Genomic DNA, 19,126 nt, shown 5'->3' with positions numbered 1-19,126 from the left:
TGCGCGCGCCAGATGGTGCGCCCCGGACACCATCTTAGCTTGCCGGGGCAAGCCAAAGCCCGCACTCCCTTGCAGGGGAGGATCAGCGGAATGACTGAGCGCCTAGACCGTGCATTCCGCACTAGTGGCCATGGCCATGCATGGGATCATGCCCATCCCCATGCTCCTGCACGCCGTGCAGCGCCTCGAGCACGTCGTCGGTACGCGCGGGATCGCCGATCGCGAGCACGTGGCCGGCGCTGGCGCTGGTGAGCGGGTCGCCGTTCCAGTCACACATCCGCCCGCCCGCGCCCTCCACCACCGGCACCAGCGCGGCGAAATCATAGAGTTGCAGCCCCGACTCGCACACCACGTCGAGGTGCCCGCTCGCCAGCAGCCCGTAATTGTAGCAGTCGCCGCCATAGACCGGCCCCTGCCGCGGCGCGCCGCCACTCGCCGCCGCCACCAGCGCCATATAATGCGGTACGTCGCCCTCGGCGAAGAGGTGCGGGCTGGTGGTGGCGACGATCGCCCCCTCCAGCGCGGCGCAGGCGCGGGTGCGCGCGGGTGCGCCGTTGAGCAACGTCGGTCGGCCGGTGACGCCGATCCAGCGCTCGCGCTGCACCGGCTGGTCGATGATGCCGAGGATCGGCCAGCCGTCCTCGACCAGCGCGATCAGCGTGCCGAAGATCGCGCGCCCCGCGGTGAAGCTGCGCGTGCCGTCGATCGGGTCGAGCACCCACTGCCGCCCGGTGACGCCCTCCTTGGTGCCGTGTTCCTCGCCGACGATGCCGTCGCCCGAGCGCTCGGCGTCGAGCAGGCGGCGCATCGCCTCCTCGGCCTCGCGGTCGGCGCGGGTGACGGGCGAGCGGTCGGCCTTGAGCTCCAGCCCGGCCGGCTGGCGAAAATACGGCCGGATCACCGCGCCGGCGGCGTCGGCGAGGCGGTGGGCGAGCGCGATGTCATCGGGGCGGACGGGCATATACCCTGCCTATCGCGCGCGGCGGCGCTAGGCTAGAAGCCACGGCCATGGACGCGATCGTGGCTATCTCACTGTCGGCGCTGGCGATGACGCTCATCGTCGGGGTGCGCTACCTGCTCGCCAGCGGCGGCTTCGCGCTGGCGACTCGGTGGCGCCACCGCGACCTCTACGCCGGGCTCGACCCGCAGATCCGCCGCGAGATCGGCTGGAGCCTTGCCTCGGCCGCGATCTACGGCGTGCCCGCCGGCGTGCTCGCCTGGGGATGGCAGGCGCATGGCTGGACGCGGATCTACGAGGACGTCCACGCCTATCCGCTCTGGTACCTGCCCGTCTCGGTGCTGCTGTACCTGGTCGCGCACGACGCCTGGTTCTACTGGACGCACCGCTGGATGCACCGCCCGCGCGTGTTCAAGCTGGCGCACGCGGTCCACCACGCCAGCCGCCCGCCGACCGCTTGGGCGGCGATGGCGTTCCACCCGATCGAGGCGGTGAGCGGGGCTGTTGCCATTCCGCTACTGGTCCTCGTGATTCCGATCCATGTCGCCGCGCTCGGTCTGGTGCTGACGATCATGACCCTTATGGGAGTAACCAACCATATGGGTTGGGAAATCTTTCCGAAGTTCATGTGGGGGGGGCGCCTCGGCGGCTGGCTCATCACGGCCAGCCATCATCAGCGGCATCATGAGCGGTACGGGTGTAATTATGGTCTCTACTTCCGCTTCTGGGACCGTCTCTGCGGGACGGACGACGGGCTCGGTGATTTCACGCGGTCGCACCAGCAGGCGCGCGCGCGCGCTGCTCGCGGCGCTGGTGGCGACACCGCTGGTGAGCGCGGCACCGGTGGGCTCGCTCGACGTGTCGATCGCGCAGATGCGCTCGGCCAAGGGCATGATCCGCGTGTGCCTCACCGCTGACCCGGCGAACTTCCCGCGCTGCGTCGACGATCGCGACGCGGTGACCCGCTCGATCCCCGCCGGGCAGCACAGCCTGCGCTTTGCGGCGCTGCCGCGCGGTGACTATGCGGTGGCGGTGATCCACGACGAGAACGGCAACGCCAAGCTCGACACCTTCGCGGGCATCCCCAAAGAAGGCTTCGGCTTCTCGAACAATCCCGCGATCCGCTTCGGGCCGCCGCGCTTCAAGGCGGCGCGCTTCACGCTGGCGAGTGATGCAGAAGCGCAACAGGTGAAGATGCACTACATCCTCTGACGATCCGGTGCGGGAGCTAATCTGATCGCGATCAGTTACGCGCCCGACATCAGAACATCAGGGGTTCCACATCGTGCGCGTTCTCTCTCACGCGGTCCTCGCCGCCGTGCTCGCCGGCAACGGCCTGCTCGCCGCACCGACGGCGCTCGCCCAGGCGCAGAGCGTTCCGGCCGAGCCCAACCCGACTCCCGACCCGGGCGTGGTGGGTGACACGATCACGGTGGCGGTCGCGGGCGCCTATCTGCCCGATTACGAGGGGTCGAACGACTATCGCCTCGTCCCTGGTCCGGCGGCGATCGGCTCGTTCCACAATTTCTCGTTCACGGTGCTCGGCAACCGCGCCTCGGTCGACCTCATCCCCAACCCGAGCGGGCCGAGCTGGGACGTGCAGGCTGGCCCGATCGGCGTGGTCAATTTCAACCGCAGCAACAACAAGTCGATCGACGACGCGCGCGTCCGCGCGCTGGGCGAGCGCGACACCGCGATCGAGCTCGGCGGCTATGTCGGGCTGGGCAAGACCGGCGTGCTCACCAGTCCGTACGACAAGCTCTCCGCCTCGCTCAGCTATCGCCACGACGTCAGCGGCGTGCACCACAGCGGCATCTGGAGCCCGTCGGTCAATTATTTCACCCCGCTCAGCTTGAAGGCCGGCGTGGGCCTGTTCGCCTCGGCCGAGAAGGTCGAGCGCGGCTTCGCGCGGACCTATTTCGACATTGACGCGGCGCAGTCGGTGGCGAGCGGCTTGCCGCAATACCGCACGCGCGGCGGGTGGAAGCATTATACCGTCGGGATCGCGGGCACCTACTCGCTCACCGGCAACCTGCTGCGCGGCTGGAAGGCGATCGGCGGCGTGACCTACAAGCGCATGCTCAACGACTTCGGCGACACGCCGGTGGTGTCGGTGGCGGGCTCGCGCAACCAGTGGCTCGCCGCGCTGGGGATCGGCTACACCTTCTGAGGCAGCCGGGCTTCTGCGGGGAATGCGCATCCGCCACCTCTCACCTGCGTCCTCCTGAAGCTGTTTCAGGATCAACCCGACCGCATGCCCAGGACGAGAGGCGCTTGCGGGTCGGTGTATTCTGAAACGAGTTCAGGATGACGGCAGGTGAATATTGCACCGTCACGCGGATGCCGGAGCCCAGGAGTCCCGATCGATGCGCTCGGTCGCCCTGGGCTCCCGCGTGCGTGGGTGCGACGTCCCCTGGAAATCAGGCGATGTGCACCGCCTTGGTGATGAGGTGCGCCGCGATCCCCTCCGGCCCGTCCTCCGAGCCGAAGCCGCTGTCCTTGACGCCGCCGAACGGCGCATCGCCCCAGCTCAGCCGCACGGTGTTGATCGCGACCATGCCGGCCTCGATCTCGTCGCCGAGCCGGTTCTGCAGGCGGCCGTTCTCGGTGAAGCAATAGGCGCCCAGGCCGTAGGGCAGGCGGTTGGCCTCCGCGATCGCGTCGTCGGCACTGCCGAACGAGCCGATCAGCGCTACCGGGCCGAACGGCTCCTCGTTCATCGCGCTGCTCGACAGCGGCACGTCGGCCAGCACCGTCGGCGTGAAGAAGAAGCCCTCGCCCTCGCCGCGCGCGCCGCCGGTGAGCAGCTTGGCGCCGGCGCTCACCGCCTGCTCCACCAGCCCGGCGATCGCCTCGGGGCGGCGGGGATTGGCCATCGGCCCCATCTGCGTTGCCTTGTCGAGCCCGTCGCCCAGCTTCAGCGCCTTGGTGCGCTCGGCGAAGCCCTGCGCGAACCGCTCGTAGATGCCCTGCTGGACGTGGAAGCGCGTCGGCGCCACGCAGACCTGACCGGCGTTGCGGAACTTGTGCGCCACCAGCGTGTCGAGCGTACGCTCCAGGTCGCAGTCGTCGAACACCAGCACCGGGCCGTGCCCGCCGAGCTCCATCGTGCTCTTCATCACCGTGTCGGCGGCGAGCTTGAGCAGGTGCTTGCCGACCGGCACCGAGCCGGTGAAGCTCAGCTTGCGCGTCACCGGCGAAGCGAGCAGGTGGCGCGACACCGCGTCGGGTACGCCGAAGACGAGCTGCGCGACGTCGCCAGGCAGCCCCGCGTCCTGGAAGCAGCGCAGGATCGCCACCGCGGCACCGGGGGTTTCCTCGCTCGGCTTGAGGATCACCGAGCAGCCCGCCGCGATCGCGGGCGACAGCTTGCGCACCGGGTTCATCACCGGAAAGTTCCAGGCGCAGAAGGCCGCGACCGGGCCGACCGGCTGGTGCAGCACCAGCGAGCGCGTGCCGGTCGGGCGCGGCAGCACGCGGCCGTAGATGCGCACCGCCTCGCCAGCGTGGAAGTCGAGCAGCGCCGCGGTCGCCAGCACCTCGCCCTTGGCCTCGGCGAACGGCTTGCCCTCCTCCAGCGTGGCCAGCCGCGCGAGCGAGTCGGCGCGTTCGCGCACCAGCGCGGCGGTGCGCGACAGCACCGCGGCGCGCTCCTGCGGCGCGGTCGAGCGCCACGCGCGGAAGCCGCGCTCGGCCGCCTCGAGCGCGCGGTCGAGGTCGGCGGCGGTGGCGAGCGGGACGTGGCCAACCGCCCGGCCGTCGGCGGGGTTGAGCACCTCCTGCGTGTCGCGCCCGTCGGTGATCCACTCGCCCGCGATATAGAGGCCGAGTGGGGTGTCGTAGGGGGAGTCGGTCATGGTCGCTTCCGTCCGCGTGAGAGGATGCGCGCGGTATAGCGTCGCGGCGCGCGCGGGTCAGGCCAGCTCGTCGGGGGCGCGGCTCGGTCTGACGTCCCCGCTCAACCTTCCGACAGCGCGCCCGCCGCGACCACCGGGCCGGTCGGTGCGGCGCCCGGCGACCCGCCCGGCGGCTCAATCGACACCGCCAGCGTCGTGCCCGCGCGCAGCAGCACGCGCTGCGCCTGCGCGACCACCAGCCGGGTCGGCCGCCCCCCATCGAGCAGCCCGAGCGCGACCGGCGCGCCGCCCTCGGCGATCGCCCAGAGCTCGGCGCTGCGGCCGCGCGGCACGGTGGCGGCGGCGATCCGCACCTCGCCGCTGGTGCGGTCGACGGCGGCGGCGAGCGGCGCGCGGCCCGGCGCCTCGGCACCCGCTGGCACGACGAGCGCGGCGAGCAGCGGCGCGGCAGCAGGGCGAGTCGGCGCCGGGACAGGCGGCGGCGGCGGCGCGCGCAGCGGGCCCACCACCAGCGCGAGCACCGCGGCGGCGAGCCCGGCGAGCGCGAGCGCGCCCCGGCGGCGCCAACCCGCGCGCGGCGCCGCGCCGGGAACGTCGATCGCGGCGAGCACGCGCGCCTCCAGCCCGGCCGGCGGCGACGTCTCGGGGAACGCCAGCGCGAGCGGCGCGAGCCATTCCTCCCAGCGCGCCACCTCGGCGGCGAAGGCGCGGTCAGCGGCGAGTCGCGCGCGCGCCGCGGCCAGCTCGGCGCCGTCGAGCACGCCGAGCGCCAGCTCGGCAGCGAGGGCCTGATCGTCAGGCGTCATCGGACAGGCACTCGCGGAGCCGCAGCAACGCGCGGCGAATCAGGCTCTTCATCGTGCCCAAAGGCGTGCCGTCGCGCGCCGCCAGCTCGGCGTAGGTGACACCGTCGTAGAAAGCGGTGCGCACCGCGTCGCGCGGCCTCGGCTCGAGCGCCTCGAGACAGTCGGCGATCCGCGCGCGCTCCTCCTCGGCGAGCAGCGCGGCCTCGGCGCGCGGGGCCGGGTCGACCGGCTCGGCCGCGCTGCCCGGCTCGGCCAGCGACGCGGTGGCGTGCTGGCGGCGGCGCCAGTCGATCGCGCGGTGGCGCGCGATCGTCGCCAGCCACGTGATCGGGCTCGCCCGACCGGGCTCATAGCCGCCGGCGCGGCGCCACACTTGCACATAGACGTCCTGCAACACGTCCTCCGCGGCCTGTCGCTCGCCGCAGATACGCAGGCAGATGCCATACAGCTTCGCCGAGGTGAGGCGATACAGCCGCTGGAAGGCGTCGCGGTCCTCCATCGCCACGGCCAGCAGGACACGCACCAGCTCGGCGCGCTGCGCCGCCGCGTCGGAAGGCGCCGCGGTCACGGCTTGGCAGCGCCCGAATATTCCGCCACTCGCTGCATCCTTCGCGTCGCTCCGTCGTATCTGCCGTAACCTGACGTCGGTTAGGAAGTGTGGCAAGCACGGCGCGTCGGGACAACTAGGAAAGGGCCTGTCATGCCGGATCGCCAGCCGTCGATGGAGACGCTCGAGGCGCGCGCGCTGCGCCGCGAATCGCGCCGCGACTTCTTCACCCATGTCGCCGGCGCGGCCGCGATCGGGGCCACCGCCTTCGCCGCCTCGGCACAGGCGCAGACCTCGCCCAGCCCGACGCCCACCGCCACCTTCACCGAGGCGGACGTGCTCAACTTCGCGCTGAACCTCGAGTATCTCGAGGCGAACTTCTACTCCTTCGCGGCAACCGGCGCGGCGCTCGCCGCGGCCGACACCAGTGGCAACGTCGGGACCGCTGGTACGGCGACGGGCGGACGCGCGGTGAGCTTCCAGGACCCGCTCGTGGCGCAATATGCGCGCGAGATCGCGGCCGACGAGCTGGCGCACGTGCGCTTCCTGCGCAGCCAGTTCAGCGACACCACGCGCGCCGCGCAGCCCGCGATCGATCTCAGCGTCAGCCCCACCAGCGCGTTCAGCGTGGCCGCCCGCGCCGCCGGGCTGATCCAGGCGGGGCAGAGCTTCGACCCTTACGCCACCGACGAGAACTTCCTGCTCGGCGCGTTCATCTTCGAAGACGTCGGCGTCACCGCCTACAAGGGCGCGGCGCCGCTGATCAGCAACAAGGTCTTCGTCGAGGCCGCGGCGGGCATCCTCGCGGTGGAGGCCTATCACGCCGCGATTATCCGTTCGGTGCTGTACCGCAAGGGGCTGGCGACGCCGTCGCTCCAGCTGATCGAGGCGACCACGGCGATCTCCGACGCGCGCGACACGCTCGACGGCAAAACCGCGACCACGGATGCGGTGCGCGGCATCGCGGCCGAGGACGACCAGGGCATCGCGCCGACCACGACGAGCGACGGCACCGTGTCGAACATCGTGCCGCTCAACGAGAACGGCATCGCCTACAGTCGCACGGCCGGGCAGACGCTCAACATCGTCTACCTCAATGCCGCGGCGGTGAGCAGCGGGGGCTTCTTCCCCGCCGGCGTCAACGGCAACATCAAGACGAGCGCGGCATCGGCCTGAGGCGCGTGCGCGCCCCCGATCGCCTTTCCCGTATCGCCCTGACAGAGGGACCGTCATCATGATCAAGGATTCCGTCTTCGCCGCGCTCGAGCTCGCCAACGAGCGGCGCGCCGAGCGCCGCCGCTTCCTCAAGCTCGCCGGCGCCGGTGCCGCCGCGGCGGGTGGCCTCGGCCTGCTCTCCGCCTGCGGCAGCGACGACAACAACGACACGCCGACCCCGACGCCGTCGCCCACGCCGACCTCCACGGCCAGCGGCGTCGCCACCGACGTCGGCATCCTCCAGCTCGCGCTCAACCTCGAATATCTCGAGGCGCAATTCTACTCGATCGCGGCGTTCGGCCGGCGGCTGCCCGACGCGAGCCTGACCGGCGCGGTCGGTACGCGCGGCGACGTCACCGGCGGCCGCCAGGTGACCTTCACCGATCCGGTGATCGCCTCCTACGCGCGCGAGATCGCAGGCGACGAGATCGCGCACGTCACCGCGCTGCGCGCGGTGCTCACCGCGGCGGGATCGACGCTGGTGATCGCGCAGCCCGCGATCAACATCGACGGCGGTGCCACCGGTGCCTTCACCGCCGCGGCGCGCGCCGCCGGGCTGGTCGACAAGAGCAGCGGCACCTTCGATCCCTACGAGAGCGATCAAAACTTCCTGCTCGCGGCCTTCCTGTTCGAGGATGTCGGCGTCTCCGCCTACAAGGGAGCGTCACCGCTGATTACCAGCGCGACCTATCTTGAGGCGGCCGCCGGCATCCTGGCGGCAGAAGCCTATCACGCCGGACTGATCCGCACCGAGCTGTTCTCGCGCGGCGAGACCGCGCGCGCGGCGGCGAACGCGATCGCCACGGCACGCGACTCGCTCGACGGCAGCGCCACGCTCGACGCCGGGATCGCCAACAGCGACGGCACCGCCAATCTCGTGCCGGCCGACTCGAACGCGATCGCCTACAGTCGCTCGTCGGCGCAGGTGCACAACATCGCCTACCTGCGCACCACCGCGGGGATCGGCGGCGGCTTCTTCCCGGCGGGAACGAACAATTCGATCGAGGCGCTGCGCACGTCGGGCGCCACCGCCTGACGCGAACGGCGCCGCGCATCGCGGGGTCGGAGCGAGCGAGGGACGCGTCCGCGAGTGGGACGCGGCCCTTTGCTTGTCCGCTCGATACGGCTATGACGGAGCCTTCCCCGGGGGACCGCCGATGCCGCGGTTGAGAGGAGGGTGGCAACCCTCGACCCGCCGAACCTGATCCGGTTGACACCGGCGTAGGGAGTGGAGCGGCGTCCCCTCGGGCCAACCGTCTTCCCCCACGATGAGAGGAGAAGACGCATGGCCGACGTCCCCGCCCGTACGGAAATCGGTGTCACCACCGGCCCGATCCGCGGCTCGCGCAAGATCCATGTCGGCCCGCTCGGCGTGGCGATGCGGCAGATCCAGCTCGAGCCCGGCTGCGGCGAGCCGCCGCTCAACGTCTACGACACCTCCGGCCCCTACACCGACCCGGCGGCGGCGATCGACATCATGGCGGGCCTGCCCGCGCGCCGCACCGCCTGGATCGAGGCGCGCGGCGATGTCGAGCGCTACGACGCACGCGAGCTGCGCCCCGAGGACAACGGCCAGCTCGGCCCGGACCGCTCGGGCGGGGTGCAGCCCTTCCCCAACGTCAACAAGCGCCCGCTGCGCGCGAGGGCCGGCGCCAACGTCAGCCAGATGCACTATGCGCGCCGCGGCATCATCACGCCCGAGATGGAATATGTCGCCACGCGCGAGAATCTCGGGCGCGAGATGCTGGCGAACTATGTCCGCGACGGCGAGGATTTCGGCGCCGCCATCCCGGATTACGTGACCCCCGAGTTCGTCCGCGACGAGGTGGCGCGGGGGCGCGCGATCATCCCCTCGAACATCAACCACCCCGAGAGCGAGCCGATGGCGATCGGGCGCAACTTCCTGGTCAAGATCAACGCCAACATCGGCAATAGCGCGGTGGCGTCGAACGTCGCCAGCGAGGTCGACAAGCTCGTCTGGTCGATCCGCTGGGGCGCGGACACGGTGATGGACCTCTCCACCGGGCGCAACATCCATGATACGCGCGAGTGGATCATCCGCAACTCGCCGGTGCCGATCGGCACGGTGCCGATCTACCAGGCGCTGGAGAAGGTCGGCGGCGTCGCCGAGGAGCTGACCTGGGAGATCTTCCGCGACACGCTGATCGAGCAGGCCGAGCAGGGCGTCGACTATTTCACCATCCACGCCGGGGTGCGGCTGCCGTACATCCCGATGACCGCCAAGCGCGTCACCGGGATCGTCTCGCGCGGCGGCTCGATCATGGCGAAATGGTGCCTGTCGCATCACAAGGAATCGTTCCTGTACGAGCGGTTCGACGAGATCACCGAGATCATGAAGGCGTATGACATCGCCTATTCGCTCGGCGACGGCCTGCGTCCGGGCAGCATCGCCGACGCCAACGACGAGGCGCAGTTCGCCGAACTCTACACGCTCGGCGAGCTGACCAAGCGCGCCTGGGCACAGGACGTCCAGGTGATGATCGAGGGCCCCGGCCACGTGCCGATGCACAAGATCAAGCAGAACATGGACAAGCAGCTCGAGGCGTGCGGCGAGGCGCCGTTCTACACGCTCGGGCCGCTCACCACCGACATCGCACCGGGCTACGACCATATCACCTCGGGCATCGGCGCGGCGATGATCGGTTGGTACGGCACTGCGATGCTCTGCTACGTCACGCCGAAGGAGCATCTCGGGCTGCCCGACCGCGACGACGTCAAGGTCGGCGTGGTGACCTACAAGCTGGCGGCGCACGCGGCGGACCTCGCCAAGGGGCACCCCGCGGCGAAGCTGCGCGACGACGCGCTGTCGCGGGCGCGCTTCGAGTTCCGCTGGCGCGACCAGTTCAACCTGTCGCTCGACCCCGACACGGCCGAATCGTACCACGACCAGACGTTGCCCGCAGAGGGCGCCAAGACCGCGCATTTCTGCTCGATGTGCGGGCCGAAGTTCTGCTCGATGAAGATCACGCAGGAGGTTCGGGATTTCGCCGCGTCCCGCGCGGCGAATAGCGACCTGCTGGGAGCAGGTCGCGATCCCGAACCTCGGGACTTCGCGGCGAAGCAGAACGCGCCGGTGGCGAGCTTCGTCGCGGCGGAGGACGCCGAGGCGGGGATGGCGGCGATGAGCGAGCGGTTCAAGGAGACGGGTGGCGAGGTGTATGTCGGCGCGGGCGGGCGCGAGCACGACTGATGCCGGTGCGCGGCCGGATGGCGTCCGGCCGCGGAAAGGTGTCATCGGTAGTGGTAGCGACAGCTCAGTATCTCGAGCGCCTGTGTCGCGCCGCTACCGCTTACCCGGTAGACCAGCCGGTGCTCGCCGCTGATCCGTCGTGACCACCAGCCTCTGAGGCTCTGCTTAAGAGGCTCCGGCTTGCCAAGCCCCTTGAAGGGATGGCGTCTCGCATCCTCGACCAGCGCGTTGATCCGCCGCGCGGTCGCGGCGTCCTCGTCCTGCCACGCGATATAGTCGAGCCACGCGTTACGATCGAACACGATCCTCAAGGACGGAGCAGCTCATGCTCCTCACCCTCGCCAGCGGTGAAGCGAGCGATCCCGTCCAGCAGCCGCCTCGCATTCTCGGGAGAGGAAAGCAGGTGCATCGTCTCCTGCATGCCTTCCCACTCGCTCTGTGCCACCAGCACCACGCCCTCTCCGGCCGGGCGGACGATTTGCAGCGGGGCCTTGTCGGCGACGACCCGGTCAAGCACGGCCTTCAGATTGGCGCGCGTCTCTGACACGGTGAGTGTTTCCATGTCAGCGGCGTACAACATTTTGTACAAACCCGCAATGTGCACTCACCCCGCCCAGTCGATGCGCCCGCGCCCATGCGCCTCCAAGAACGCATTCGCCTGGCTGAACGGCCGCGCGCCGAACCAGCCCTTGTACGCCGACAGCGGCGAGGGATGCGGCGCGCACAGCACCAGGTGGCGCCCGCCGTCATCCACCGCGCGCACCAGCCCCACCTTGGCCTGCGCGTGCGCGCCCCACAGCAGGAACACCACGGGCTCGTCCCTCGCCGCCACCGCGCGGATCACCGCGTCGGTGAACGCCTCCCAGCCGCGCGAGCGGTGCGAGGCGGCGCGGCCGCTCTCCACCGAGAGCACCGTGTTGAGCAGCAGCACGCCCTGCCGCGCCCAATGTTCGAGCGAGCCGTCGCGCGGCGGCGCGGCGCCGAGATCGCTCGCCAGCTCCTTGTAGATGTTGACGAGGCTGGGCGGCGGCTTGACCCCGGGCGGCACCGAGAAGGCCAGCCCATGCGCCTGGCCCGGCCCGTGATACGGGTCCTGCCCCAGGATCACGACTCGCACCGCCGACAAAGGCGTCAGCTCAAGCGCGCGGAACCGGGCCGCCGCCGGCGGGAAGATCGCCTTGCCCGCCGCCGCCTCGTCGCTCAGGAACGCCTGGAGCGCTCCCATGGTCGGGCATGCCAGCGCCGCGGCGAGCGGCGCCGCCCAGCTGGGATCGAGGCGCGGCGGCCAGCTCATCTCAGCGCTTGCGGACGAACTCGGCGCGCAGCACCAGCCCCCTGATGCCGTCGAACTTGCAGTCGATCTCCTGCGCGTCGCCGGTCAGCCGGATCGACTTGATCAGCGTGCCGCGCTTGAGCGTCTGGCCCGCGCCCTTCACGTCGAGATCCTTGATCAGCGTCACCTGATCGCCGTCCGCCAGCAGGTTGCCGACCGAATCGCGCACCGCCACCGTCGCCGCCGCGGCCTGCTTCTCCGCCAGCGCGGCGGCGCTGACCCACTCGCCGCTCTCCTCGTCGTAGACGTATTCGTCGTCGCTCATCATCTGTCCTCTGCGAGAAGCGCCCCACCGACGATCCCCTATTCCTCCCCTGTAAGGGGAGGTGGCAGGCCGCAGGCCTGACGGAGGGGTGTCACCGGTGGTGAGGTCAGCGACGATCGCCGGCCGGGTCACCCCTCCGTCGCGCTGCGCGCGCCACCTCCCCTTGCAGGGGAGGATCGACGGAGCGCTGCCGGAGGGCCGTTAGAACCTAGCACCTTTACCCACCACCTCAGTGGCGGAAGTGGCGCATCCCGGTGAACACCATCGCCAGCCCGGCGGCGTCGGCGGCGGCGATCACCTCCTCGTCGCGGATCGAGCCGCCCGGCTGGATCACCGCGGTGGCGCCCGCCTCGACCGCTGCCATCAGCCCGTCGGCGAAGGGGAAAAAGGCGTCCGACGCGACCGCCGAGCCGATCGTGCGCGGGCTCGCCCAGCCTGCCTTGTCGGCGGCGTCCTTGGCCTTCCACGCCGCGATCCGCGCCGACTCGAGCCGGTTCATCTGCCCCGCGCCGACACCAACGGTGGCGCCGTCCTTGGCGTAGACGATCGCGTTGGACTTGACGTGCTTGGCCACCGTCCACGCGAACAGGCAGTCGGCGAGCTCCTGCTCGCTCGGCTGGCGCTTGGTCACCACCTGAAGGTCGGCGCGTGCCACTGCGCCGCGGTCGCGCGACTGGACCAGCCAGCCGCCCGCGATCGACTTGGCGGTCAGCCCGTCGCGGCGCGGGTCGGGCAAAGCGCCGGTGAGCAGCAGCCGCAGATTCTTCTTGCCGGCGAACAGCGCCAGCGCACCCTCGTCGGCGTCGGGAGCGACCACCACCTCGGTGAAGATGCCCGTGATCGCCTCGGCGGTGGCACGATCGAGCGCGCGGTTGACCGCAATGATGCCCCCGAACGCGCTCACCGTGTCGCAGGCGAAGGCGGCCTGATAGGCCTCGGCCAGCGTCGCGGCCGAGGCGACGCCGCACGGGTTGGCGTGCTTGACGATGACGCAGGTCGGCGCCGCCTCGCGGAACTCGGCGACCAGCTCCAGCGCCGCGTCCGCGTCGTTGTAATTGTTATAGCTCAGTGCCTTGCCCTGGACCTGCCGGGCCTGGCCGATGCCCGCGACGCCGTCCGACGACGCGTAGAAGGCAGCCTGCTGGTGCGGGTTCTCGCCGTAGCGCAGCGCCTCGCCGGCGCGGCGCAGCGTCAGCGGCAGCGTGGCGGGGAAGGTCTCGCCCTGATCGCTGCCCGCGAACCAGCGCGCGATCGCGCCGTCATAGCCCGCGGTGAGCGCATAGGCCTTGGCGGCGAGCCGCTTGCGCTCGGCGAGGTCGGTCTCGCCCCGCGCCACCAGCGCGTAATCGGCGGGGTCGGTGACGATGGCGACATAGGCGTGGTTCTTCGCCGCCGAGCGCACCATCGAGGGGCCGCCGATGTCGATATTCTCCACCACCTCGTCGCGCCCCGCGCCCTTGGCGACGGTCTGCTCGAACGGATAGAGGTTGACGACGACGAGGTCGATCGCGCCGATGTCATGCTCGCGCATCGCCTCTGCGTGCGCCGCGTCGTCGCGCACCGCGAGCAGCCCGCCGTGGACCTTGGGGTGGAGCGTCTTGACGCGTCCGTCCATCATCTCGGGGAAGCCGGTGAGGTCGCTGATATCGCGCACGTCGAGCCCGGCGTCGCGCAGCGCCTTGGCGGTGCCCCCGGTCGAGACCAGCTCGACTCCCCTGGCGGCGAGCGCGGTGGCGAGGTCGACGATGCCGCTCTTGTCGGAGACGGACAGGAGCGCGCGGCGGATCGGGATGATGCTCATGCGCGCGCGCTTACGCGGGCGGGCGCAGTGGCTCAAGCGTCCGTGGGGGTGATGGCTGCTAGCGCCCGCTCGCCGCGCGGGTCAGGTTGAGGAACACGTCCTCCAGGTCGGGCTCCTTGGTCGAGACGTCGACGATGCCGTAGCCGTCGGCCTGCACCGCGCCGAGCACCTCGCCCGCGTTGACGCGGTCCTTGGCGTAGGTGATCTCCAGCGTGCGCGTGCCCTTCAGCGCGATCTTCCCGAAGCAGGCGTTCTCGGGCACCACCGCGACGTCGCGGTCGACCGTGACCGCGACCACCTTCTCCTGCGCCCTGCCGACCAGCTCGGCGGTCGGCTCGTTGGCGATCACGCGGCCGCCGCTGATGATCGCGATGCGATCGCACAGCTCCTCGGCCTCCTCGAGATAGTGGGTCGTCAGCACCACCGTCACGCCCGCGTCGTTGAGGCTGCGGACATAGGTCCAGAGTTGCTGGCGCAGCTCGATGTCGACGCCCGCGGTCGGTTCGTCGAGCACCAGCACCGGCGGGGCGTGGACCATCGCCTTGGCCACCATCAGCCGCCGCTTCATGCCGCCCGACAGCGTGCGCGCATAGGCATTGGCCTTGTCCTCGAGGTGGACCGCGCGCAGCAGCTCCATCGAGCGCCGCTCCCGCTTGGGCACGCCGTACAGCCCGGCCTGGATCTCCAGCGTCTCCACCGGCGTGAAGAAGGGATCGAACAGGATCTCCTGGTTGACGATCCCGATCGAGGCCTTGGCATTGCGCGGGTGCGCATCGATGTCGAAGCCCCAGATCTCGGCGCTGCCGCTGGTCTTGTTGACCAGCCCGGCGAGGATGTTGATCAGCGTCGACTTGCCCGCGCCGTTGGGGCCGAGCAGCCCGAAGATCGAGCCGCGCGGCACCTCGAAGCTGACCCCGTCGAGCGCGCGCTTGCCCGGCGCGCCACCGACGCCCGCGTAGGTCTTGCACAAGTCCCGGATGGCGATGGCGGCGTCGGTCATGCGCGCGAGGTAGGCGCGCGCGCGGGGCTTGCCAATCCTGCATGGGAGGGATGCGGCGGGATTGTCTCCGGCGGCGGTGCTTGCTAATCGCTCGGCCATGCTGCCGCCGCCCGAACTCGTCCGCGTCTCGCAACCCCGCGTCGCCTGCGACGGCGCGAGCGACATCCCCGGCGGCGCCGCGCTGGGCCACCCGCGCGTGTGGCTCCAGATCGACGAGCACGGCTATGTCGACTGCGGCTATTGCGACCGCCGCTTCGTGCTGATCGGCGGACCGGCCGACGGCGCCGACCACGGGCAGCTGCCCGACATCTCGGAAGGCGCCAGCCCGCAGTAAGCGGGGTCGGTGTCGCGGGCGTGACGTTTCGAGAGCGCTCGCTTCTTTGTTGGCTGGATGCCGCCACCATCACTGTTCCGTCATCCCGGACTTGTTCCGGGATCCAGAGGTCCGCAAGAGCAACCTCTTAGGCGTGAGCGGCCTGGTGGATTCCGGAACAGGTCCGGGATGACGGTAGATGATGCGCGTTATAAGCGTCTCGCACCGATCTCGCGGGTGAGGCGGCTGGGGCTAGCCCGAGCATCTAACCATCATCGTCAATGGGCATCGCACCACCTGACGAGTGGCGCCCGACCGCCCGCGCCCCTATCTTACCGTGATGACCGACCCGCGCTCCTTCCTCTACCGCGACACGCTCGACCCCGACGCGGCGCTGCGGCTCACCGCCGCCGCGCTCGACCGCGCCGACGACGGCGAGCTCTACCTGCAATACCGCCGCGCCGAGGCGTTCGGCTTCGACGACGGCCGGCTCAAGACCGCGAGCTACGACACGCACGCGGGCTTCGGGCTGCGCGCGGTGTCGGGCGAAATGACCGCCTTCGCGCACGCCAACGAGCTGAGCGCCGCCGCGATCGAGCGCGCCGCCGCGACGATGCGGCTGATCGATCCCTCGGCGCAGCCGCGCGCCGCCGCGCCCGCGCGCACCAACCAGCGCCGCTACACCGACGCCGACCCGCTCGACCTCGTCCCCTTCGCCGACAAGGTAGCCTTGTGCCAGGCGATCGACGCCGCGGCGCGCGCGCGCGACCCGCGTGTGGCGCAGGTCTCGGTCGGGCTGTCGGGGACATGGAGCGTGGTCGAGATCGTCCGCCCCGACGGCTTCGTCGCCACCGACGTGCGCCCGCTGGTACGGCTCAACGTCTCGATCGTCGCCGAGCAGAACGGGCGGCGCGAGACCGGCAGCTTCGGGCTGGGCGGGCGCTACCTCTACGACTCGCTGTTCGAGCCCACGACCTGGAACCGCGCGATCGACGAGGCGCTGGCGCAGGCGTTGGTCAACCTCGAGTCGGTCGCCGCGCCCGCGGGCGAGATGACGGTGCTGCTCGGCGCCGGCTGGCCCGGCATCCTGCTCCACGAGGCGATCGGGCACGGCCTGGAGGGCGACTTCAACCGCAAGGGCACCAGCGCCTTCTCGGGACGGATCGGCGAGCGGGTCGCCGCGCCGGGCGTGACGATCGTCGACGACGGTTCGATCCAGGATCGCCGCGGCAGCCTCACCATCGACGACGAGGGCACGCCCACGGCCGAGACGCTGCTGATCGAGGACGGCATCCTGCGCGGCTATATGCAGGACCGGCTCAACGCGCGGCTGATGGGCGTGGCGCCGACCGGCAACGGCCGCCGCGAGAGTTTCGCGCACGCGCCGATGCCGCGCATGACCAACACCTTCATGAAGGCGGGGCAGGACGATCCCGCCGAGCTGCTGTCGCGCGTCAAGCGCGGCATCTTCGCCAAGTCGTTCGGCGGCGGGCAGGTCGACATCGTCTCGGGCAAGTTCGTCTTCTCCTGCACCGAGGCCTATCTGGTCGAGGACGGCCGCATCGGCGCGCCGATCAAGGGCGCGACGCTGATCGGCGACGGGCCAAGCGTGCTGACCAAGGTGCAGGGCGTCGGCACCGACTTCGCGCTCGACGAGGGCGTCGGCATGTGCGGCAAGGGCGGGCAGAGCGTTCCCGCGGGCGTGGGTCAGCCCTCGCTGCTGATCGGCGGACTGACCGTGGGCGGGACGGCGTGATCGGTCGGGTGCGGCGCTAGAAGCCCGAGATCAGCATGTCGAGCGCGGCCTTGATCTCCCACTCCTGACTCGCCGCGGAGCCGACGCGCGTGCCGAGGTGGCGCTGATCGACCGCGCGGAGGAACTGGGTCGCCACTCGGTAGCTACCCTGATCGAGTTCGATCAGCGGGTGCAGCCGGGTGCGCGATACCGCGGGGTCGTCCGCGGGGCGAAGCGGCGCCACGACGCGCGACCCCAGGTCGCGGAGCAGGTCGGACTGGCAGTCGAGCACCAGCCCGCCGCCCTCGATGCGATAGACGTCGAACTGCGCCATCACAGTGCCGGGAGGTGGCTGAGCGGTATCCCATTCTCCTCGATCCAGCGGTTGTGCGCGTCGATCCAGTCGCGATTCTCCTCGCGCCAGCGCGCCTCCAACTCGTGCTTGGTCGCCAGGCGGAGCGCCTGTTCGGTGACGCGCGACATGTTGATCCCGGCGGCACGGGCCGCGGCGAGCACCTCGGCATCGATCGAGAGGTTCACCGCTTTGCGCTTGCCCGCTGGCACGGTCTCGTGTCTCATGTGGCTGGTCTATGCGCATGACTGATGCGCGTCAAACCGGAGCCAGCTTGCCATGGCCGAGTTCTTCCCCGCGCTCACTTCCGAGCATCGCGCCTTCGTCGCGCGCCAGCCGGTGTTCTTCGTCGCCACCGCCGCGGCGGGTGCGCGGATCAATCTGAGCCCCAAGGGCATGGACACGTTCCGCGTGCTGAACGACGCCACCGTCGCCTATCTCGACGTCGCCGGGTCGGGAAACGAGACCAACGCGCACCTGCTCGCCGACGGCCGGATCACGATCATGTTCTGCGCCTTCGACAATCCGGCGCTGATCTTCCGCATCTATGGCCGCGGGCGCGCGGTGCTGCCGCAGGACGCCGAGTGGGATGCGCTCGCCCCCCACTTCACGCTGCTGCCCGGGACGCGGCAGATCTTCGTGGTGGCGGTCGCGCAGGTGCAGACCTCGTGCGGCTGGGGCGTGCCCCACATGGCGTTCGAGCAGGAGCGCGCCACGCTCAACAAGTATCACGCCGCCAACCCCGACTCGGCGCGCTTCGCCAAATATGCGGTGCGCACCGCGAGCATCGACGGGCTGCCGGTGCGCAACCCCACCGTGGTGCCCGCCTGATGGCGCTGGTGGAGCTCGGCTGCTACGACCGCAACCTCGCCAACATCCTGGTCGGCCGGCTCGATTCCGAGGGGATCGACGCGCTCGCGTTCGACGGCGGCGCCTCGATCGCGGACGGCAGCTGGCTGCTGATCCCGGTGCGCGTGATGGTGGACGAGGACGATCTCGCCGCGGCGCGCCTCGTGGCGGACGGTGCCTGATTTTTGGGCACGCTTGTGGCGGTGCACAAAAGTTTAACAGTGATTAATGGCACGGGGTGAGCTCCTATCCGACGCTTTCTCCTCGCCTGCTCTCCTGACGACCCTCATCCCACTCCCATCGTCATCCCCGCGCGGGCGAGGATCCAGACACGCCGACGTCGGAGAGCCGACGTTGGAAAATTGAGCCGCTACGTCAGCGTTTATGGATCCCCGCCTCCGCGGGGATGACGAAGGGCGGGGAATGGACGTGACAAACCGCCCGCCAGCCGCCCCGTTGGCCCCCGCTCCAAAGCACCTCTGTCACCAACTGGCACGCGCCTTGCAGAGCGTCTTTCAGGGTAAACGCAGAGGGGGCGCGATGAAGCTGGTCATAGCGATCATCAAGCCGTTCAAGCTCGACGAGGTGAGGGAAGCGCTCACCGGCGTCGGCGTGGCGGGGATGACGGTGTCGGAGGTGAAGGGATTCGGTCGGCAGAAGGGCCAGACCGAGATTTACCGCGGCGCCGAGTACAGCACCAACATGGTGCCCAAGATCAAGATCGAGATCGTCTGCGGCAGCGACATCGCCGACCGCGTGGTCGAGGCGATCCAGGCCGCGGCCAACACCGGCGCGATCGGCGACGGCAAGATCTTCGTGCTCGACGTCGGCCAGGCGGTGCGGATCCGCACCGGCGAGACCGACGACAGCGCGCTGTGAGGGGG

The 19,126-nt window shown here is 70.4% G+C and carries 23 protein-coding genes and 1 riboswitch; of the genes, 11 read left to right on the top strand and 12 right to left on the bottom strand.

The genetic code is table 11. The annotated features are described in order from the left end of the window. Positions 1-121: 121 nt before the first annotated feature. The gene (locus FHY02_RS13170) at positions 122-961 is read right to left on the bottom strand and encodes an inositol monophosphatase family protein (protein WP_183922749.1); all 840 of its coding nucleotides are present in this window, start codon (positions 959-961) and stop codon (positions 122-124) included. A 47-nt stretch (positions 962-1,008) separates the two neighbouring features. On the opposite strand from FHY02_RS13170, the gene FHY02_RS13165 reads away from it, so the two are divergent. From FHY02_RS13165 to FHY02_RS13155, 3 genes are all read left to right on the top strand, one after another. After that, entirely contained in the window at positions 1,009-1,875 is an 867-nt protein-coding gene (locus FHY02_RS13165) for a sterol desaturase family protein (protein WP_183922747.1), read from the top strand. After that, entirely contained in the window at positions 1,802-2,170 is a 369-nt protein-coding gene (locus FHY02_RS13160) for a DUF2141 domain-containing protein (RefSeq protein WP_311721357.1), read from the top strand. Before FHY02_RS13165 ends, FHY02_RS13160 begins: the two co-directional genes overlap by 74 nt. Positions 2,171-2,243: 73 nt before the next feature. After that, positions 2,244-3,128, top strand: coding sequence for a MipA/OmpV family protein (locus FHY02_RS13155; RefSeq protein WP_311731831.1), 885 nt, complete (start codon positions 2,244-2,246; stop codon positions 3,126-3,128). Positions 3,129-3,378: 250 nt separating this feature from the next. On the opposite strand, the gene FHY02_RS13150 is transcribed toward FHY02_RS13155, so the two are convergent. The 3 genes from FHY02_RS13150 to FHY02_RS13140 all read right to left on the bottom strand — a co-directional run bounded on the left by FHY02_RS13150 (position 3,379) and on the right by FHY02_RS13140 (position 6,189). Continuing rightward, positions 3,379-4,815 carry an NAD-dependent succinate-semialdehyde dehydrogenase gene (locus tag FHY02_RS13150; RefSeq protein WP_183922745.1) on the bottom strand — a complete coding sequence of 479 codons (1,437 nt, stop codon included), beginning with the start codon at positions 4,813-4,815 and terminating at the stop codon, positions 3,379-3,381. Between the two features lie 101 nt (positions 4,816-4,916). Then, entirely contained in the window at positions 4,917-5,621 is a 705-nt protein-coding gene (locus tag FHY02_RS13145; protein ID WP_183922743.1) for an anti-sigma factor domain-containing protein, read from the bottom strand. Beyond that, complete coding sequence (locus FHY02_RS13140; protein WP_409322510.1) at positions 5,611-6,189, bottom strand: sigma-70 family RNA polymerase sigma factor; 579 nt, start codon at positions 6,187-6,189, stop codon at positions 5,611-5,613. Before FHY02_RS13140 ends, FHY02_RS13145 begins: the two co-directional genes overlap by 11 nt. A gap of 132 nt (positions 6,190-6,321) precedes the next feature. Between FHY02_RS13140 and FHY02_RS13135 the strand changes: the two genes are divergently transcribed. The 3 genes from FHY02_RS13135 to thiC all read left to right on the top strand — a co-directional run bounded on the left by FHY02_RS13135 (position 6,322) and on the right by thiC (position 10,594). Then, positions 6,322-7,344 (top strand): ferritin-like domain-containing protein, encoded by a 1,023-nt coding sequence (locus tag FHY02_RS13135; protein WP_183922741.1) that lies wholly within the window; start codon positions 6,322-6,324, stop codon positions 7,342-7,344. Positions 7,345-7,402: 58 nt separating this feature from the next. After that, positions 7,403-8,419, top strand: a complete 1,017-nt coding sequence (locus FHY02_RS13130; RefSeq protein ID WP_183922739.1) for a ferritin-like domain-containing protein — start codon at positions 7,403-7,405, stop codon at positions 8,417-8,419. A 98-nt stretch (positions 8,420-8,517) separates the two neighbouring features. Beyond that, positions 8,518-8,629, top strand: a riboswitch (TPP riboswitch). Between the two features lie 39 nt (positions 8,630-8,668). Further along, complete coding sequence (gene thiC / locus FHY02_RS13125; protein ID WP_183922737.1) at positions 8,669-10,594, top strand: phosphomethylpyrimidine synthase ThiC; 1,926 nt, start codon at positions 8,669-8,671, stop codon at positions 10,592-10,594. Positions 10,595-10,635: 41 nt separating this feature from the next. On the opposite strand, the gene FHY02_RS13120 is transcribed toward thiC, so the two are convergent. The 6 genes from FHY02_RS13120 to FHY02_RS13095 form a co-directional block, all read right to left on the bottom strand. Further along, a complete protein-coding gene (locus tag FHY02_RS13120; protein WP_311721359.1) occupies positions 10,636-10,896 on the bottom strand; it encodes a Txe/YoeB family addiction module toxin in 261 nt (86 codons plus the stop codon). A gap of 5 nt (positions 10,897-10,901) precedes the next feature. After that, complete coding sequence (locus tag FHY02_RS13115) at positions 10,902-11,156, bottom strand: type II toxin-antitoxin system Phd/YefM family antitoxin (protein WP_183922733.1); 255 nt, start codon at positions 11,154-11,156, stop codon at positions 10,902-10,904. Between the two features lie 42 nt (positions 11,157-11,198). Further along, entirely contained in the window at positions 11,199-11,888 is a 690-nt protein-coding gene (gene ung, locus FHY02_RS13110) for a uracil-DNA glycosylase (RefSeq protein WP_183922731.1), read from the bottom strand. A 1-nt stretch (position 11,889) separates the two neighbouring features. Next, positions 11,890-12,192 (bottom strand): alkylphosphonate utilization protein, encoded by a 303-nt coding sequence (locus FHY02_RS13105; protein ID WP_183922729.1) that lies wholly within the window; start codon positions 12,190-12,192, stop codon positions 11,890-11,892. A gap of 229 nt (positions 12,193-12,421) precedes the next feature. Continuing rightward, complete coding sequence (gene purH / locus FHY02_RS13100; RefSeq protein ID WP_183922727.1) at positions 12,422-13,993, bottom strand: bifunctional phosphoribosylaminoimidazolecarboxamide formyltransferase/IMP cyclohydrolase; 1,572 nt, start codon at positions 13,991-13,993, stop codon at positions 12,422-12,424. Between the two features lie 58 nt (positions 13,994-14,051). Beyond that, on the bottom strand, positions 14,052-14,993 hold the full coding sequence (locus tag FHY02_RS13095) for an ABC transporter ATP-binding protein (protein ID WP_183922725.1): 942 nt from the start codon (positions 14,991-14,993) through the stop codon (positions 14,052-14,054). Positions 14,994-15,090: 97 nt separating this feature from the next. On the opposite strand from FHY02_RS13095, the gene FHY02_RS13090 reads away from it, so the two are divergent. Together FHY02_RS13090 and tldD are read left to right on the top strand one after the other, a co-directional pair. After that, on the top strand, positions 15,091-15,327 hold the full coding sequence (locus FHY02_RS13090; RefSeq protein ID WP_183922723.1) for a zinc-finger domain-containing protein: 237 nt from the start codon (positions 15,091-15,093) through the stop codon (positions 15,325-15,327). A gap of 319 nt (positions 15,328-15,646) precedes the next feature. Next, on the top strand, positions 15,647-17,062 hold the full coding sequence (gene tldD / locus FHY02_RS13085; RefSeq protein ID WP_183922721.1) for a metalloprotease TldD: 1,416 nt from the start codon (positions 15,647-15,649) through the stop codon (positions 17,060-17,062). A 16-nt stretch (positions 17,063-17,078) separates the two neighbouring features. On the opposite strand, the gene FHY02_RS13080 is transcribed toward tldD, so the two are convergent. Together FHY02_RS13080 and FHY02_RS13075 are read right to left on the bottom strand one after the other, a co-directional pair. Further along, positions 17,079-17,375: a CcdB family protein gene (locus FHY02_RS13080; protein ID WP_183922719.1), complete on the bottom strand. Its 297-nt coding sequence runs from the start codon at positions 17,373-17,375 to the stop codon at positions 17,079-17,081. Next, entirely contained in the window at positions 17,375-17,620 is a 246-nt protein-coding gene (locus FHY02_RS13075) for a type II toxin-antitoxin system CcdA family antitoxin (protein WP_183922716.1), read from the bottom strand. Before FHY02_RS13075 ends, FHY02_RS13080 begins: the two co-directional genes overlap by 1 nt. A gap of 52 nt (positions 17,621-17,672) precedes the next feature. Between FHY02_RS13075 and FHY02_RS13070 the strand changes: the two genes are divergently transcribed. From FHY02_RS13070 to FHY02_RS13060, 3 genes are all read left to right on the top strand, one after another. Then, positions 17,673-18,224, top strand: a complete 552-nt coding sequence (locus FHY02_RS13070) for a pyridoxamine 5'-phosphate oxidase family protein (RefSeq protein WP_183922714.1) — start codon at positions 17,673-17,675, stop codon at positions 18,222-18,224. Then, positions 18,224-18,424: a DUF2007 domain-containing protein gene (locus tag FHY02_RS13065; protein ID WP_183922712.1), complete on the top strand. Its 201-nt coding sequence runs from the start codon at positions 18,224-18,226 to the stop codon at positions 18,422-18,424. The genes FHY02_RS13070 and FHY02_RS13065 overlap by 1 nt, the downstream gene beginning before the upstream one ends. Positions 18,425-18,782: 358 nt before the next feature. Beyond that, positions 18,783-19,121 (top strand): P-II family nitrogen regulator, encoded by a 339-nt coding sequence (locus FHY02_RS13060; RefSeq protein ID WP_132908565.1) that lies wholly within the window; start codon positions 18,783-18,785, stop codon positions 19,119-19,121. Positions 19,122-19,126 lie beyond the last annotated feature (5 nt).

This window comes from Sphingomonas sp. BK069 (genome assembly GCF_014193405.1).
In the GTDB taxonomy this organism is placed as follows: domain Bacteria; phylum Pseudomonadota; class Alphaproteobacteria; order Sphingomonadales; family Sphingomonadaceae; genus Sphingomonas.
This window is presented reverse-complemented; position numbering and strand designations above follow the sequence as displayed.